This window comes from Streptomyces sp. NBC_01216 (assembly GCF_035994945.1).
Classification (GTDB): domain Bacteria; phylum Actinomycetota; class Actinomycetes; order Streptomycetales; family Streptomycetaceae; genus Streptomyces.
This window is the reverse complement of sequence record NZ_CP108677.1, coordinates 4,287,559-4,302,608: the sequence shown is the minus strand read 5'-3', so window position 1 is coordinate 4,302,608 and position 15,050 is coordinate 4,287,559. Positions and strand designations below refer to the sequence as shown.

11 protein-coding genes and 1 pseudogene are annotated in these 15,050 nt (G+C 72.4%); 4 read left to right on the top strand and 8 right to left on the bottom strand.

The genetic code is table 11. The annotated features are described in order from the left end of the window. Positions 1 to 30: 30 nt before the first annotated feature. Both OG393_RS19150 and OG393_RS19145 read right to left on the bottom strand, forming a co-directional pair. Complete coding sequence (locus OG393_RS19150) at positions 31 to 1,029, bottom strand: sigma-70 family RNA polymerase sigma factor (RefSeq protein ID WP_327375889.1); 999 nt, start codon at positions 1,027 to 1,029, stop codon at positions 31 to 33. A 390-nt stretch (positions 1,030 to 1,419) separates the two neighbouring features. Continuing rightward, positions 1,420 to 2,208: a dioxygenase family protein gene (locus tag OG393_RS19145; RefSeq protein ID WP_327375888.1), complete on the bottom strand. Its 789-nt coding sequence runs from the start codon at positions 2,206 to 2,208 to the stop codon at positions 1,420 to 1,422. A gap of 111 nt (positions 2,209 to 2,319) precedes the next feature. Here OG393_RS19145 and OG393_RS19140 point away from each other — a divergent pair, with 111 nt between their 5' ends. Together OG393_RS19140 and OG393_RS19135 are read left to right on the top strand one after the other, a co-directional pair. Beyond that, complete coding sequence (locus tag OG393_RS19140; RefSeq protein ID WP_327375887.1) at positions 2,320 to 2,823, top strand: MarR family winged helix-turn-helix transcriptional regulator; 504 nt, start codon at positions 2,320 to 2,322, stop codon at positions 2,821 to 2,823. 153 nt (positions 2,824 to 2,976) lie between these two features. Next, a pseudogene (locus OG393_RS19135) lies at positions 2,977 to 3,484 on the top strand (HD domain-containing protein); the annotation flags it as partial. Between the two features lie 74 nt (positions 3,485 to 3,558). On the opposite strand, the gene OG393_RS19130 reads toward OG393_RS19135, so the two are convergent. Together OG393_RS19130 and OG393_RS19125 are read right to left on the bottom strand one after the other, a co-directional pair. Next, positions 3,559 to 5,091, bottom strand: coding sequence for an MFS transporter (locus OG393_RS19130; RefSeq protein ID WP_327375886.1), 1,533 nt, complete (start codon positions 5,089 to 5,091; stop codon positions 3,559 to 3,561). 107 nt (positions 5,092 to 5,198) lie between these two features. After that, a complete protein-coding gene (locus OG393_RS19125) occupies positions 5,199 to 5,858 on the bottom strand; it encodes a TetR/AcrR family transcriptional regulator (protein WP_327375885.1) in 660 nt (219 codons plus the stop codon). 268 nt (positions 5,859 to 6,126) lie between these two features. Between OG393_RS19125 and OG393_RS19120 the strand changes: the two genes are divergently transcribed. Further along, positions 6,127 to 7,398, top strand: coding sequence for a M6 family metalloprotease domain-containing protein (locus tag OG393_RS19120; RefSeq protein WP_327375884.1), 1,272 nt, complete (start codon positions 6,127 to 6,129; stop codon positions 7,396 to 7,398). 34 nt (positions 7,399 to 7,432) lie between these two features. Here the strand turns inward: OG393_RS19120 and OG393_RS19115 are convergent, their stop codons facing one another. Further along, positions 7,433 to 9,127 carry a class I adenylate-forming enzyme family protein gene (locus OG393_RS19115; RefSeq protein WP_442817325.1) on the bottom strand — a complete coding sequence of 565 codons (1,695 nt, stop codon included), beginning with the start codon at positions 9,125 to 9,127 and terminating at the stop codon, positions 7,433 to 7,435. 96 nt (positions 9,128 to 9,223) lie between these two features. On the opposite strand from OG393_RS19115, the gene OG393_RS19110 reads away from it, so the two are divergent. Beyond that, on the top strand, positions 9,224 to 11,053 hold the full coding sequence (locus tag OG393_RS19110) for a hypothetical protein (protein WP_327375883.1): 1,830 nt from the start codon (positions 9,224 to 9,226) through the stop codon (positions 11,051 to 11,053). 59 nt (positions 11,054 to 11,112) lie between these two features. On the opposite strand, the gene OG393_RS19105 is transcribed toward OG393_RS19110, so the two are convergent. From OG393_RS19105 to nhaA, 3 genes are all read right to left on the bottom strand, one after another. Further along, positions 11,113 to 11,784 carry a hypothetical protein gene (locus OG393_RS19105; protein ID WP_327375882.1) on the bottom strand — a complete coding sequence of 224 codons (672 nt, stop codon included), beginning with the start codon at positions 11,782 to 11,784 and terminating at the stop codon, positions 11,113 to 11,115. A 340-nt stretch (positions 11,785 to 12,124) separates the two neighbouring features. Then, positions 12,125 to 13,381, bottom strand: coding sequence for a cation:proton antiporter (locus OG393_RS19100; RefSeq protein ID WP_327375881.1), 1,257 nt, complete (start codon positions 13,379 to 13,381; stop codon positions 12,125 to 12,127). 212 nt (positions 13,382 to 13,593) lie between these two features. Next, the gene (gene nhaA / locus OG393_RS19095) at positions 13,594 to 14,901 is read right to left on the bottom strand and encodes a Na+/H+ antiporter NhaA (RefSeq protein ID WP_327375880.1); all 1,308 of its coding nucleotides are present in this window, start codon (positions 14,899 to 14,901) and stop codon (positions 13,594 to 13,596) included. Positions 14,902 to 15,050: the final 149 nt, after the last annotated feature.

The following is a 15,050-nucleotide window of genomic DNA, read 5'->3' as shown; positions in this document are numbered from 1 at the left end:
CCGCCGCCGCGCGGGGCACCCGAGAGGCCCTCAGGCCACGGCGTCGAAGCCGGTGTCCCGCGCCATCTTCTTGAGTTCCAGCAGCGCGTGCTTCTCGATCTGGCGGATCCGCTCGCGGGTCAGGCCGTGTTCCTTGCCGACCTCCGTCAGGGTCCGCTCCCGGCCGTCCTCGATGCCGTACCGCATGCGGATGATCGACGCGGTGCGGTGGTCGAGCTTGTCGATCAGGTCGTCGAGCTCCTCGCTGCGCAACAGCGTGAGCACCGACTGCTCGGGCGACACCGCCGACGTGTCCTCCAGCAGGTCGCCGAACTGCGTCTCGCCCTCGTCGTCCACCGACATGTTCAGCGAGACGGGGTCGCGCGCCCAGTCGAGGACGTCCACCACGCGCTCGGGCTTCGAGTCCAGCTCCGCCGCGATCTCCGCCGGCTCCGGCTCCCGGCCGTGTTCGCGGTTGAACTCGCGCTGGACGCGCCGGATCCGTCCGAGTTCCTCGACGAGGTGCACGGGAAGCCGGATGGTGCGGGACTGGTCGGCTATGGACCGTGTGATGGCCTGACGTATCCACCACGTGGCGTAGGTGGAGAACTTGAAGCCCTTGGCGTAGTCGAACTTCTCGACCGCGCGCACCAGGCCCGCGTTCCCCTCCTGGATCAGGTCGAGCAGCGGCAGCCCGCTGCGCGGGTAGCGGCGGGCGACGGCCACGACGAGCCGGAGGTTGGACTTGATGAAGACGTCCTTGGCCCGCTCGCTCTCGGCGACCAGCGCTTCGAGCTCCTCGCGCGTCGCCCCGCCCGCCTCGCTCTCCACCTCGCCGTCCAGGATCTGCCGGGCGTACACGCCGGCCTCGATGGTCTGGGACAGCTCGACCTCCTTGGCGGCGTCGAGCAGGGGCGTGCGGGCGATCTCGTCGAGGTACATGCCGACCAGGTCGCGGTCGGCGATCTCCCCGCCCACGGCGCGAACGCTGCTTGCCCGGCTGCTTCCGCGCGTGGCGGACGAACGGCGGGCGACGGCACGGGTTGCCATGCGTGCTCCCTTGCTGAGTAGGTAGCGACACCCTTTCGAGTGCCCTGCATCCGACGGAAACAACGACTGGAATCAGGACAGAATTCCCACACGACGCATTGATTTTCGCGATCATGCAGTATCCTGCGCCGCCGCCGAGGGGGTCCTTACGCCGTCGCCTACCGCGGAAACGCAGGTCAGGCTGGTCAGAGAGGCGATCCGGCGCCGCTCCCCGCGCCGTGCGGCCGCTACGCCCCCGAGGCGACGATCACGTCGACACTCCCCCTCTTCCGTCCGGCGGCGCCTCTCCCCCGACCCCGCTCCCCTCATGAGGACGGCACCCGCCTCCTCCTGGTTGCCCAGGAGGAGGCGGGTGCGCGAGAGCGGGTCCGGGACGTGCCGGTCCGGGCGTCAGCCGAACTGCACCGAGCGCTTCGCGAGCCCCATCCAGAATCCGTCGATGACGCTCCGGCCGCCGTCCAGGTCGCCGGCCGCATCGGCGGCGCCCAGCGTCACGAAGAGCGGTGCGAAGTGCTCGGTGCGCGGGTGGGCGAGCCGGCCCGCCGGCGCGGCGTGCTCGAAGTCGAGGAGGGCGTCGACGTCGCGGCCGAGGAGGGCGCGGTGCCCCCAGTCGTCGAACTCCGCCGACCAGCCCGGCACCCCGGCGTCGGTGTGCCGCAGCGCCGCGAGGTTGTGGGTGAAGAAGCCGCTGCCGACGATCAGCACCCCCTCGTCGCGCAGGGGCGCGAGACGGCGCCCGATGTCCATCAGCCGGCGCGGTTCCAGGGTGGGCAGCGAGATCTGGAGGACGGGCAGACGGGCGTCGGGGAACATCTCCACCAGCGGCACGTACGCGCCGTGGTCGAGACCCCGCCCGGGAACGTCCCGCACCGGCATGCCGGGGGCCTGGAGCAGCGCGCGTACGGAGGCGGCCAGGCCGGGGGCGCCCGGAGCCGGGTACCGCACGCGATAGTAGTGCTCGGGGAAGCCCCAGAAGTCGTGGACGAGCGGCACGGTGTCGGTCGCGCCGAGCGCGAGCGGAGCCTCCTCCCAGTGGGCGGAGACCATCAGGATCGCCGTGGGCCGGGGCAGCACGGCGGCCCAGGCGGCGAGCTGGCCGGGCCAGACCGGGTCGTCGGCGAGCGGGGGCGCGCCGTGCGACAGGAAGAGGGCGGGCATCCGTTCGAGCGTGGCGTCCATGGTGACCGCCTCCGTTCCGGCTCCAGGGCTTTCTTTGAAAGTTCAAGCTCAAGGAGGGCGAGCCTACCCGGATATAGTTCAACTTTCAAGGATGGGTCGTACGATGGACGCATGACCACCGCATCCACGGAAGAACCCCGCTGGCTCAGCGACGAGGAACAGCACGTCTGGCGCGCCTACCTCCACGCCACCACCCTCCTCGAGGACCACCTCGATCGCCAGTTGCAGCGCGACGCCGGGATGCCGCACACCTACTACGGCCTGCTCGTCCAGCTCTCCCAGGCGCCCCGCCGCCGGCTGCGGATGACCGAGCTGGCCAAGGACGCCAAGATCACCCGCTCCCGCCTCTCGCACGCCGTCGCCCGACTGGAGAGGAACGGCTGGGTGGTGCGCGAGGACTGCCCCTCCGACAAGCGGGGCCAGTTCGCCCGGCTGACGGAGGAGGGTTTCGCCGTACTGGAGCGGACCGCGCCGGGCCATGTCGCGGCCGTCCGGCAGGCCATGTTCGACCGGCTCACGCCCGCACAGGTGCGGCAGCTCGGCGAGATCATGCGGGTGATGGCGGAGGGACTCCAGCCGGCGGACCCGCACGCGGACCTGCCCTGGCTGCGCTGAGCTCGGCGAAACCTCGCAGGTCACTCGTCCTGCTGACCTGCGGATCTTCACGGGACGGCGGGGACGGCCGTTCTCCACGCTTCGCGATGTAGAAGCCGGAGAGCGTCCGGTACGCGATGCGCCTCGCTGAGGCGTGAGGAGAGGAGACGGACGGTGACAGACGATCTGTCCACGGTGGCCCGACTCCTGTACGAGGCAGGGACGCTCAAGCAGGCCAGGCGCACCGGCTGGTGGATGGCCGGTGTCCGCGACCCCGAGAGCGTGGCCGAGCATTCCTGGCGCACCTCGCTGATCGCATCGGCCATCGCCAAGCTGGAAGGCGCGGACCGGCGCGGGCGGCGTTCCTCGCGGTGTGGCACGACTCCCAGGAGACCCGCACCGGAGATGTGAACCACCTGGGCAAGAAGTACGCCGAGGGGGCCGACCCGGAGGCCGCCACCGCCGACCAGACGCAGGTCATGCCGGAGCCGCTCGCCTCCACCATCCGGGAGTTGGTTTCGGAGCACCAGACCAAGGAGTCCGCCGAGGCCGTCCGCGCCCGTGACGTCGACAAACTGGAGTGCATGCTGCAGGCATCGAGTACAAGGCCCAGGGCTACCAGAACGCCCAGCGGTGGATCGACAGCAGCCGTGGCCGTCTCACCACCCCGACCGCTCCACGGCCGCGCCGCGCGTGCGCACGGGCCGGTCGGACGGCTCGGGCGCACACGCGGCGGGTACGGGGACGCGGTCGGGGTCAGTGGGCGACGACGGGAATCCTCGGCTCCTCCTCGGCCCCTTCGCCGGAGGCGGCCACCACACCGGAACCGGGCTTGCCGGTGGTGATGAGGGTGACGGCGATCGCGGCCGAGACGGCCAGGATGCCGACCGCCCACCAGATGGCCGCCGAGTAGCCCTCGACCATGCCCTGGAGCTGGAGCAGCTTCTGGGCGCCCGGGGTGGTCGCCCCGGCGGCGCGGTCGGCGATGTACGCGGTCGTGGCCGAGGCCGCGATCGTGTTCAGCAGCGCCGTGCCGATCGCGCCGCCGACCTGCTGGGAGGTGTTGACCATCGCCGAGGCCACACCCGCGTCCCGCGGGTCCACACCGTGGGTCGCCAGCGACATCGCCGGCATGAACGCCGTGCCCATGCCGAGGCCGAGCAACAGCTGCGCGGGCAGGATCAGCCCGGCGTAGGAGGAGCCGATCTCCAGCTGGGTCAGCAGCAGCATGCCGACGGCGGCGGTGAGGAAGCCCGGCCCCATCAGCAGGCGCGGCGGGACCCGGGTCATCAGCCGGGCGCCGATCTGGGTGGAGCCGGCGATCATTCCCGCGATCATCGGGAGGAACGCGAAGCCCGTCTTGACCGGCGAGTACCCCTTCACGACCTGCAGGTAGTAGGTCAGGAAGAGGAACAGGCCGAACATCGCGATGACCGCGAGACCGAGGGAGAGGTAGACACCGCCCCGGTTGCGGTCGGTGAGCACGCGCAGCGGCAGCAGCGGGGACTTCACCCGGGCCTCGGTGACCACGAAGGCGAGGAGCAGCACGGCCGAGGCGACGAACAGGCCGATCGTGGTGGCGTCCGACCAGCCCTCGGACTCGGCGCGGGTGAAGCCGTAGACGAGCGCGACCAGACCCAGGGTCGACAGGACGACACCGGGGATGTCCAGCGACGAGCGGTTGCGGCCACCGGCCGGCTCGCGGATCACGAGGTAGGCGCCGGCGGCGGCGATGACCGCGAACGGGATGTTGACGAAGAAGGTCCAGCGCCAGTTCAGGTACTCGGTGAGGAAGCCGCCGAGGATCAGACCCACGGCGCCGCCGCCGCCGGCGATCGCACCGTAGATGCCGAACGCCTTGGCGCGTTCCTTGGCGTCGGTGAACATGACGGCGAGCAACGAGAGCGCGGCGGGGGCGAGCAGCGCGCCGAAGGCACCCTGGAGCGCGCGGGCTCCGAGCATCATGCCCTCACCGCCGGCCGCACCGCCGAGCGCGGAGGCGGCGGCGAAGCCGATCAGACCGACGACGAAGGTGCGCTTGCGGCCCCAGAGGTCGGCGATGCGTCCGCCGAAGAGAAGCAGACCGCCGAAGGCCAGCGCGTAGGCCGTGATGACCCACTGCCGGTTGCCGTCCGATATCCCCAGGTCCTGCTGGGCGGAGGGCAGCGCGATGTTCACGATGGTCGCGTCGAGCACGACCATCAGCTGGGCGAGGGCGATGAAGACCAGCGCCTTCCAGCGGCTGGGGTCGGCCTGGACCGGCGGAGCGGTCTCGGTGATTTTCGGCATGGACGAGCCACCTCTTGGTGCGTACGAGGAGAAAACGGACTTACTGAGCGCTCGAGGCGCGACGGTTCACGAGTGCAGTGGGGTGCGGACGGCCGTGTCCGAGGTGGTCACGACCGGCCGGAGCCACCCCGCAGATCCTCCAGAGTGGCGGCCGATCCGGGCAGCTCGGAGCGCGCGGGCGCTTCCAGGCCGTCCAGGAAGAGCTGCAGATGACGGTGGACGAACCGGTCCATGTCAGGACAGGCGGTACCGGGCAGCGGGCGGGTGAGCTGGGAGACGGCGATCATCAGGTCGCCCGCACCGACGTCGGCGCGGAGCCGGCCCGCCCGCTGCGCGCGGTGGACGAGGCTCTGCACGGCCTCCTCCAGGCGCTCGCGCGCGGCGAGAAGCTCGGGATGCTCCCGGTCGAAGGCGCCGTCGAGCACCGGACACAGGGCGCCGATGCGTTCGTCGGCGGCGGCGTGGGTGAAGCGGCGGAGCGCGTCGAGAGTGTCGCCCTCCTCGGCCGCCGACTCCGCCAGGTCCGTGGTGCGGGACATGACCGAGACGACGACCTCCTGGATGAGGTCGGCGCGCTCGGGGAAGTTGCGGTAGAGCGTGGCGTTGCCGACTCCGGCGCGGCGCGCGATCTCGTCGAACGGGACCTGGGGCCCGAACTCGACGAACATCTCGCGGGCCGCCGTCACGATCCGCTCGCGGTTGCGCAGGGCGTCGGCCCGCGGGCGGGGTGCGCGACGGACGGGCGCGGTGTCGGCGGTATTGGTCACGCCCTGCCTCCTCGGCCACTTCGGATGTCTTCGATCTTCCGCCGAGCCGGAAACATCCGGGGACCAGGTCCCCGTTTCGCTCGGACACAAGCGTAAACGGGGAAGGACTCCCCGGATGTTCCGCTGTCCCGTATGACCTGGACCACATCGATGGGCGGGGGCGTGCACCCCCTGATCGGGCCAATCCGGCGCGCGCCCCCGCGCCTCCCGACACAGGCTGATCGAAACGCGGAGCCGCAGACGATCCGCAGATCAGAGAGGGCGACGCATGGAGCAGACCCCCCGGCGGATACGCAGACCCGCCGTGCTGGCAGCGGCGTCGGCTCTCACGTTCGCCGCTCTGCTCTCCGCCAGCGCGAACCTCCCCGAACCCGCTCCGGCCTCGGCCGGACCGGTGGCCACGGGTCCGGGAGAGGCGCCACTCGGTCCGTGCAGGATCGCGACGACGCTGGGTGTGCAGATGTCGGAGGGACTGCCCACCGCCCCCGGATACGCCCGCTCCACGGGCCGCGTCAGGGCCCTCAACCTGATGGTCGACTTCCCGGACGCGCCCGCGGCCGGTACGGCGACGGCGCGCTACGAGGAGTTCTTCCCGCAGACCGCCGAGTGGTTCCGCACCAGCTCCTACGGGCGTCTCCACTACCTCCCCGAGGCCCCCCTCACCGACTGGCTGCGGATGCCCCGGCCGTTCTCCTCGTACGGGATCGAGCGCGGCTCCCCGTACGAACCGGGCTACCGAGGGCTCGTCGAGGACGTCGTGAAGTCCGCCGACCCGCTGGTCGACTTCAGCGCCTACGACCTCGTGAACATCCTGGTCACACCGAACGCCGGCCCCTCGGCCCTGGACACCGTCCTGTCCGTGACCTTCTCCGGCAACGACGACGCCCCGTACGCCGACGGCGTCCCGCTCGCCAACACGTCCTTCGTCTACAGCCGGCAGGACGACGGCTCCGGCACGTACGCGGACACCGGCTACCGGGTCCTGCCGCACGAGAACGGCCACGTCTTCGGCCTGCCCGACCTCTACACCCTGGACGGCGGCGGCACCGTCGGGCACTGGGACATCATGTCCGAGGACTGGGGGGCCAACAACGACTTCCTCGGCTGGCACAAGTGGAAGCTGGGCTGGCTCGACAACGACCAGGTGAGCTGCGCGTCGGCCCCGGGCACGAGCGAGCACACGCTGACCCCGCTGGCCACGGCGGGCGGGCCCAAGCTCGCCTTCGCGCCCCTCGGCGAGAAGTCCGGATACGCGGTCGAGGTCCGTACCCGGGACGGCAACGACGAGGCCGTCTGCGAACCGGGCGTCCTCATCTACCGCGTCGAGTCCGACGTGGACACCGGCCACGGCCCCGTGACCGTGGCGGACAGCGACCGGGAGAGCGGCGGCTGCACCCGCCGGCCCAACGTCCACGCGGAGCTGTCGGACGCCCCCTTCCGGCCGGGCGAGACCTTCACGGACCGGGCGAACGGCATCCGGATCTCGGTGCTGGACGAGGACGCGTCGGGCGCGTACCGCGTCCGCATCACCCGCTCCTGACCCCGGCCGCGGCCGCACGCCGACCGCCGGTCGCTCAGCCGGCGGAAAACCGGTCCCTCAGCTCCCGCTTGAGGATCTTCCCGGTGGGATTGCGCGGCAGCTCGTCCTCCCGTACGACGACCCTCGCCGGGACCTTGAACGCGGCCAGCCGCCGGCCCACATGGGCCCGCAGTCCGTCCGGCGTCACCGTGGCGCCCGCGCGCAGCCGCACCACGGCGGCCACCTCCTCGCCGAGAACCGGGTGCGGGACGCCCAGGACGGCCGCGTCGGCGACCTCCGGGTGCGCGTGCAGCACGGCCTCCACCTCGGCGCAGTACACGTTCTCACCGCCCCGGATCACCATGTCCCTGAGCCGGTCGACGACGGTGACCCGCCCGTCGCGGACCCGGGCGAGGTCTCCGGTGCGGAACCATCCGTCCTCGGTGAAGGCGTCCCCGGTGGCGGCCTCGTCGCCCCAGTAGCCGCGGAACAGGGACTGGCCGCGCAGCAGCAACTCGCCCACGCCCCGCGCGTCCGGCCGGTCGACGCGGACCTCGATGGCGGGCGCGGGCCGGCCCACGGACTCGGGCCACCTCCGGTACTCGGCGCCGAAGTTGGCCAGGACACCGCCGCAGGTCTCGGTGAGCCCGTACCCGTTGCGCGGTTCGACACGCTCCCCGAAGCGGGCGGTGAGCCGGGTGACGATCCCGGCCGGAGCGGCGGCGCCACCGGTGTTGAACATGACGAGGGTGCGCAGCGGGTCGCCGGTGCGCTCGGCGAGGTCGAGCAGCTGGAGCGCGGTCGCCGGCACGCCCGCGTAGTGGGTGACACCGTGCTCGCGGATCAGGTCCAGCGCGCGGGCCGCGTCCCACTTGCGCATGAGGACGAGCGAGCCGCCGGCGGCCATGACGGAGTAGAAGGACGTGAAGGCGGCGACGTGGAAGAACGGGAAGGTGGTGAGCGAGACGGGAGTGACACCGCACCCGGGTACAGTGCCGCGGCCGACGGCGGAGGCGGCGGCGAAGTAGCGCGGGTGCATCGCCGCCCCGGCCTGGGCGAGGTGGGTGGCGACGGCGCCCTTGGGACGGCCGGTGGTGCCCGAGGTGTAGATCAGCGTGGCGTCGTGCTCGGGCAGCACGTCGACGAGGGGCGGTCCGAGCAGGGAGTCCGTGGCGCGGACGTACGCCCGGAACCCCTCGGTGGGCTCCCCGCGGAACACGATGCCGGGCACGTGGTGCGCCTGGGCCCAGGCGCGTACCCGTTCGACGCGCTCGCCGTCCACGAGGAGCACGCGGGGCCGGCAGTCGTCGAGGGCGTACGCGAACTCCTCCTCCGTCCACCAGGCGTTGAGCGGCACCGCGACGAGCCCCGCGAGCTGGGCCGCCCAGAAGGCGATCTGCCACTCGGGGTGGTTGCGCATGGCGACGACCGCCCGGTCGCCCGGCCGCAGGCCGTAGGTGTCGGTCAGCAGCCGGGCCAGGCCGCACGCGGCGTCGAAGAACTCCCGGTAGCTCAGCACCCCGTCCTCGGAGAGGAGGAACGGCCGGTCGCCGTAGGCCCAGGTCGCCTCGACGAACTCCCGCAGCGTCCGGGGCCCCTCGCGGTACACCCCCTCCTCGACGGCGAACGGCGCGCCGGGTGCGGAGAGCCGCGCGGCCACCGCCTCGGCGGCCACGCTCACCGCCGGGCGTTCCGCCGCCGAGGCGGGTGTCGTCTTCGCCGCGGACGGCTCGGTGTGCGACGCGACCACGATCGTCGTTCCTTTCCCACTGCCTGCCCGGTCCGGGCCGGACGTCATGCCCACCCGCCCGGCCGGTCGATCCCGGACTGCACACATAATGCGCGAGTGAGCGACCTTCCCCTGCCTCTGGCCCCCGAACGGATACCGCCGGGCACGCACGCCTGGCGCTCGTCCGACGCCGAACGCTGGCGCGCCGCCGCCCCCGGGCGCTGGGCCCGGCCGCTGTGGCCGTTCCTCGCTCTGTCGGCGACGGCCGTCTGGGCCGTCGCCGAGACTCCCTACCCCGTGTGCGCCACCGCCACGCCCTGCGCCGCCGACTGGCCGGGGCTGGCCTTCGCGGTGGTCCAGGTGCTCACCCTGGTGATGCTGTGGCGCCACCCGGCCCTCTCCCTGGCCGGTGTGGTGGTGTCCGCCGCGTCCCTGGTCCTCGAAGCGGCGCCGGACGGCTCCGCCGACCCGCTGGCCGCGCCGAACGTGGCCCTGCTGCTCGCCGCTCTGTACGCCTGCGCCACACTCCTCCACCGTCTGGTGTGCGTGCGGCAGCAGCAGTTGCTGGTACTGACGGCGGCCGGCCAGGCGCGCGCCCCGCTGCCCGGCCCCGCCCGGACCTTCCGCCGCGGACGGGCGCCCCTCGTACTGTCCTCGCTGCTGCTCGCGGCGGCGGTCTTCGCCTGGTGGCAGGCGGAGCAGGTCGCCGCCGGGTACGAGGAGCGGGCGGCGCGGGCGACGCCCGCCACGATGCGGGTCGTGGGACACGCCGACACGTGGACCCTGACCCTGCGCTCGGAGGAGCTCGGGACCCGCGCGGTGAAGGTGGCGTTCCCCGAGGACCACCCCGTGGGTTCGCACGTGGACGTGCTGGTGGACGGCGGCTGGACCGGCCTGCCCGCCCAGCCGTACGACACCTTCGGCTGGGAGTTGTCGCTGCTGGTGGCCGCCGCGTCCGGTCTGGCCCTGCTGGCGGGCGGTCTGGTGGCCCGCCGCCGGACCGAGCGCCTGCGGTCGGCTCCGCTGCCCGTCCTGCGGGTCCTCCTCGGCACGGAACGCGACGGTACCCGCACACGGGTGTACGCGGCGGACGACGCGGCGGGTGAACGGCCGTTGCTCTCGCTGGGCACCCGGTACGCCTTCGAGGAGGAGCGGGTACCGGAGGAGGACACCGGTCTCGCGGACGGGGGGTACGACGCGGGGGCGCCGGACGGGGCGTGGCGGATGCGCGAGGCGGTGCTCTTCGGCACTCCGCACACGGGCGCGGAGCTGGTGCTGCTCTCCGCGGACGAGGACGGCGGCCCGCTGACGGAGTGCACCGTCGCCCCGGCGCGGACGCTGCCGCCCGCACGGGCCTGGGCGGCCGAGGCGTCCGGGCCGGGCCGCTCCACCGCCGGGATCGTGGCCGGCCTGCCGCTGTCACGCGCACCGCTGACCTGGTCGGCGGACGAGGGCTCACGGCTGGTGGGGCTCTTCTTCCTGGCGATCGGGGCCGGCGGCGTCTGGGGCGCGCTCGAGGACGACGTCTCCTGGCGATGGGGGCTCACCGCCGTCTCCGTCCTCTGGTTCGCCCATGTCGCCGCCACCGCCCTGAACTGGCGGGTCACCGCCGACAGCGCCGGTCTGTGGGTCTGCGGCGCGTGGCGGGTGCGACACGTCCCCTGGGACGCGGTCCGGGCGGTCTCGCACGTCGGCGACGGCATCCGCGTCGCCACGTCCGACGGAGACGAGCTGCGGCTCGCCCCGACCGGCTGGTCCTGGCTCGACCGGCGTTCGGGCCGGCGCCCGGCGGCCCGGGAGGCGGCGGAGACCCTCGGGGTCCTGATCCGTCATCCGCACCTGCGCCCGGTCGGCCCGGCCGCCGCGCCCGGTCACGGCCTGCCGCTGGGCCCGCTGCTGGTCACGGCCGCTGTTCTGTGGGCGGCTGCCCTGCTGTTCCTCGGCTGACCCCCGTCCCGGTTCCGGCGCCTATCGGCGTCCGTGCGGGAACCGGGACGCGGTCGCCGTCAGCCGCCCATGACCTCGCGGCGGAAGTCGTCCATCGGCATGGTCTTGTCCTCGTCCGGCATCGTGATCGTGAACTTCTCCCCGAAGGAGTCGTACCGCGTGGTGCTCGTCCGCCCGTCGCGCTCAGCCTCCAGGCGTACGAGGCGTGAGCTCTCGCTCTCCAGGTAGTACGTGTCGGTGGCCGCGCCCGAGGAGACCGAGAAGGCGGTCGTCCGCCTGCCGTCGAAGGTCTTGTCGCTCTCCGGCGCGTGCTCCGCGCTGTCGGAGATCACGAAGTAGACGTCGCAGCCCTGACCGGTCTCGGTCGTCACGAAGACGTCGGCCAGCCGCTCAGGCAGGTCGATGGCCTGTCCCCGCTGCTTGAGGGCGTCGGCGAACATCGGCGCGCTGGTGTAGGTCTTCCCGTCCTTGCAGTACATCTCGCCGGTCGCGCTCGCTCCGGACGCCTTGATGCGTAGCCCCTGGTCCGGATCCGACCAGATCTCCTGCGACCCGCCGCCGAGCGCGGTCGTCGAGCCGCGCCCGTGGAAGGACGTCGAGCGCAGTTCGTCGTTGGCCTTGTCGACCGACACGCCGCCGGCGGCGCAGCCGGCCGTGAGGGCGACGCCGGCCGCCAGCGCGGCGAGGCGGCGGAGTGTGGCGGGGGTGCGGGCGAGGGTGGGGAACGTCATACGGCTGACCTCGTTCTTCGTCGTTCTTCGTCGCGTTCTCGCCGTACCGGTGGAACCCGGTGCGGCGTCGGCCTGACCGGCCTCGGTGGTTGCGGATGTGCCTCGGGGCGATGTGGATGCGTGGGTCGAGGGGTGGCGTGGGTGCACGGTGCGGTGCCTGTGGGCGGTCGGGGGGCGGCGCGGGCGTTCCGGAGCCGTCGGAGCGGCCGCGGGGCACGGGTGCCCCCGGCGGCGGGTTCCGCGCGGGGATCCGCCGGGGTCGGCGGGACGGCGTGCGGAAGGACGGCGGCGGCTCGCCGGCCTCCGAGCCGTGACGGTCACGGCGGCGCGGGGAGCCGGGTCACACGCGCGCGTCGGAGGTGTCCCGGGCCTCGGGCGTCCCCCCGGCCGCGTCGGCCGTAGCCTCCCGGCCGCTCGGCGGGGTGACGATGTCCTCGACGTGGAACAGACGCGCGATGGGGACATCCGTGCTGCTGTGGGCGATGATCGAGAAGGCGATGCACACGGCGATGAGGGTGTACGCCTCCTGCCCCTGCGGGATTCCCGCCTGGAGCACCAGCAGCCCGTAGACGACCGAGGCGAAGCCCTTCGGGCCGAACCAGGCGCCGACCAGCTTCTCCCGCCGGTCGATCCGGGTCCCGACCAGCGAGATGAGCAGGGACGCGGGCCTGATCAGGACGATCGCCAGGATCACCGCCACGTAGCCGCCGAGGGACAGGTCCGAGAAGAGCCGCGGGGTGAGCAGCGCCCCGAAGACCAGCAGCGCGGCGAACTTCGCGAGCTCGGCGAGCGACTCGCCCAGCGGCTCGAACGCCTTCTGGGACTCCGGTGAGACGGCCATGAGGACCGCGCCCGCGGAGAACGCGGCGAGGTAGGGGTTGGCGTGGGTGAGGTGACAGGCGGCGTAGAGGATGATGCCGGTGGCCAGCGGCAGCAGGGGCTGGAGTTTGGGCTCGGCGCCCAGGAACCGCACCCGTACGAGCAGGTTGAGCAGCAGCGGCATCAGCACGCCGAACGCGAGGCCGAGGCCCAGCTCCAGGCCGATCTTCCCGAGGGACGCCTCGGCGTGGGGGGAGGTCGGGCCGGCGGCGGCGATCAGGATCAGGACGACCGGGAGCGCGAGTCCGTCGTTGATACCGCTCTCGACGTTCAGGAGCTCCCGCAGCCGGGCCGGAACCTCCTTGCGCCCCACGATCGCGGAGGCGAACACCGGGTCGGTCGGTGCGAGGACCGCGCCCACCAGGAAGGACGTCGTCCAGTCCAGACCGACCAGGTAGTGGGTGAGGAGGGCCATGCCGACGCAGGCGAGCGGCATGCCCAGGCCCAGCGCGCGGGCCGGGTTGCGCCAGTTGGCCCGCAGCTTGGCGAAGGAGACGTGCATGCCGTCGGTGAAGAGCACCGCGAACAGCGCGAGGTCGGCGGTGACCGACACGATCTCGCTGTCGGGCGTGATGTGGATCAGCCCGAGGAAGCCGTCGCTGACCAGCGCCCCTCCGAGCAGGAAGAGCAGCGAGGTCGACAGGACGGTACGGGCGGCGAGCCCGGACAGCAGGACGGCGACAAGCAGCGCGGCCCCGAAGACGGCGACGAGCACCATGTCAGGAATCCTCCGATCGGCGAAGAGACGTGTCCCCTGTTCGCCGACCAGGCTTCCCGGCACACCGGTACCGACTTTATAGGTTCCCTACGCGGCATCGACAGCCCCCTGACGTGCAACCGGAAGGGGCCGTTCTTGCCGGTCCACGGCAATCGCACGCCGGTGGCACCGCGCCGCCCGCCCCGCGGGCACGGCACGGCACCGTACGGCGGTCAGCCCCGCGCGGCCCCGTCGGCCCGTGCCCCGGTCTGGTAGATATCGGGTATGCCGTCCGCGTCCTCGTCCCGGTTCTCCTCCTCGCACAGGCGCCGGTAGACGCGGTTGCGCCGGCGCAGCAGCACGGCGGCCAGGGTGGCGGCGACGAAGGAGCCGACGAGCACGGCCGTCTTGACGTGCTCGGCCTCGGCGGGGTCCGGGAAGGCGAGTTCGCCGATGAGGAGCGAGACGGTGAAGCCGATGCCGGCCAGTGTGGCGAGGCTGAACACATCGGCCCAGGCCAGGTCGGGGTTGAGTCTGGCCTTGGTGTACCGGGCGGCGAGATAGGTGCCGAGGAAGACCCCGAGGATCTTGCCGGCGACCAGGCCGACGAGGACCGCGAGCGGCTCCGGGTCCGCGAACACGTGCTTCAGGGCGTCGCCGGAGACGCTGACCCCGGCGGCGAAGAGTGCGAACAGCGGTACCGCGACGCCCGCCGAGAAGGGGTGGACGCGGTGCGAGACCCGGGCGGCGGGAGTGGTCTCCTCGCCCTTGTCGCGGGTGGTGCGCAGGATGAGGCCCATGGCGACGCCGGCGACCGTGGCGTGGACGCCGGAGTTGTACATCAGCGCCCAGACGGCCACGCCGAGCGGGACGTACCACCACCAGCCCCGGACGCGGAAGCGCTGGAGGAAGTAGAAGAGGACGAGTCCGGCGACGGCTCCGCCGAGGGCCCAGAAGTTGAGGCCGGAGGTGAAGAAGACGGCGATGATCAGGATGGCGCCGAGGTCGTCGACGACGGCCAGGGTGAGCAGGAACGCCCGCAGCGCGGACGGCAGGTGGGTGCTGATGACCGCGAGGACGGCGAGCGCGAAGGCGATGTCGGTGGCCATCGGCACGGCCCAGCCGTCGAGGCTCCCGCCGCCCGCGCTGGCGGTCAGGGTGTACAGGGCCGCGGGGACGGCCATGCCGCACAGCGCGGCGATGACGGGCAGGGCCGCGGTGGCGGGGGTGCGCAGTTCGCCGACGACGAGTTCGCGTTTCAGCTCGATGCCGGCGATCAGGAAGAACACCGCGAGCAGTCCGTCGGCGGTCCAGTGCGCGACGGACAGGTCGAGCCCCAGGGCGGGGATGCCGAAGTGGAAGTGCCGTATCTGCTCGTATGCCTCGCTCCACGGGCTGTTCGCCCAGAAGAGCGCGACGACGGCCGCGCCGAGGAGGACCAGTCCTCCGACGGTCTCGGTGCGGAGGGCTTCGGAAAGGGCCTGCCGTTCGGGCCACGGCAGGACGCCGAAGAGGGGGTCTCGCTGGCGGGTGGGCGTCACGGGTGGGCCTCCGGGGCGGTTCGACTGATGGGCGCACGGGCCCTCGGACGCCGACCAGACTTCCCGGCACACCAGCGTCGACTGACGCGTTCTTTCACCCTATCGACCCTGTTCCGATCTCACCAGATCAGTTCTCACCTGCTGAAACG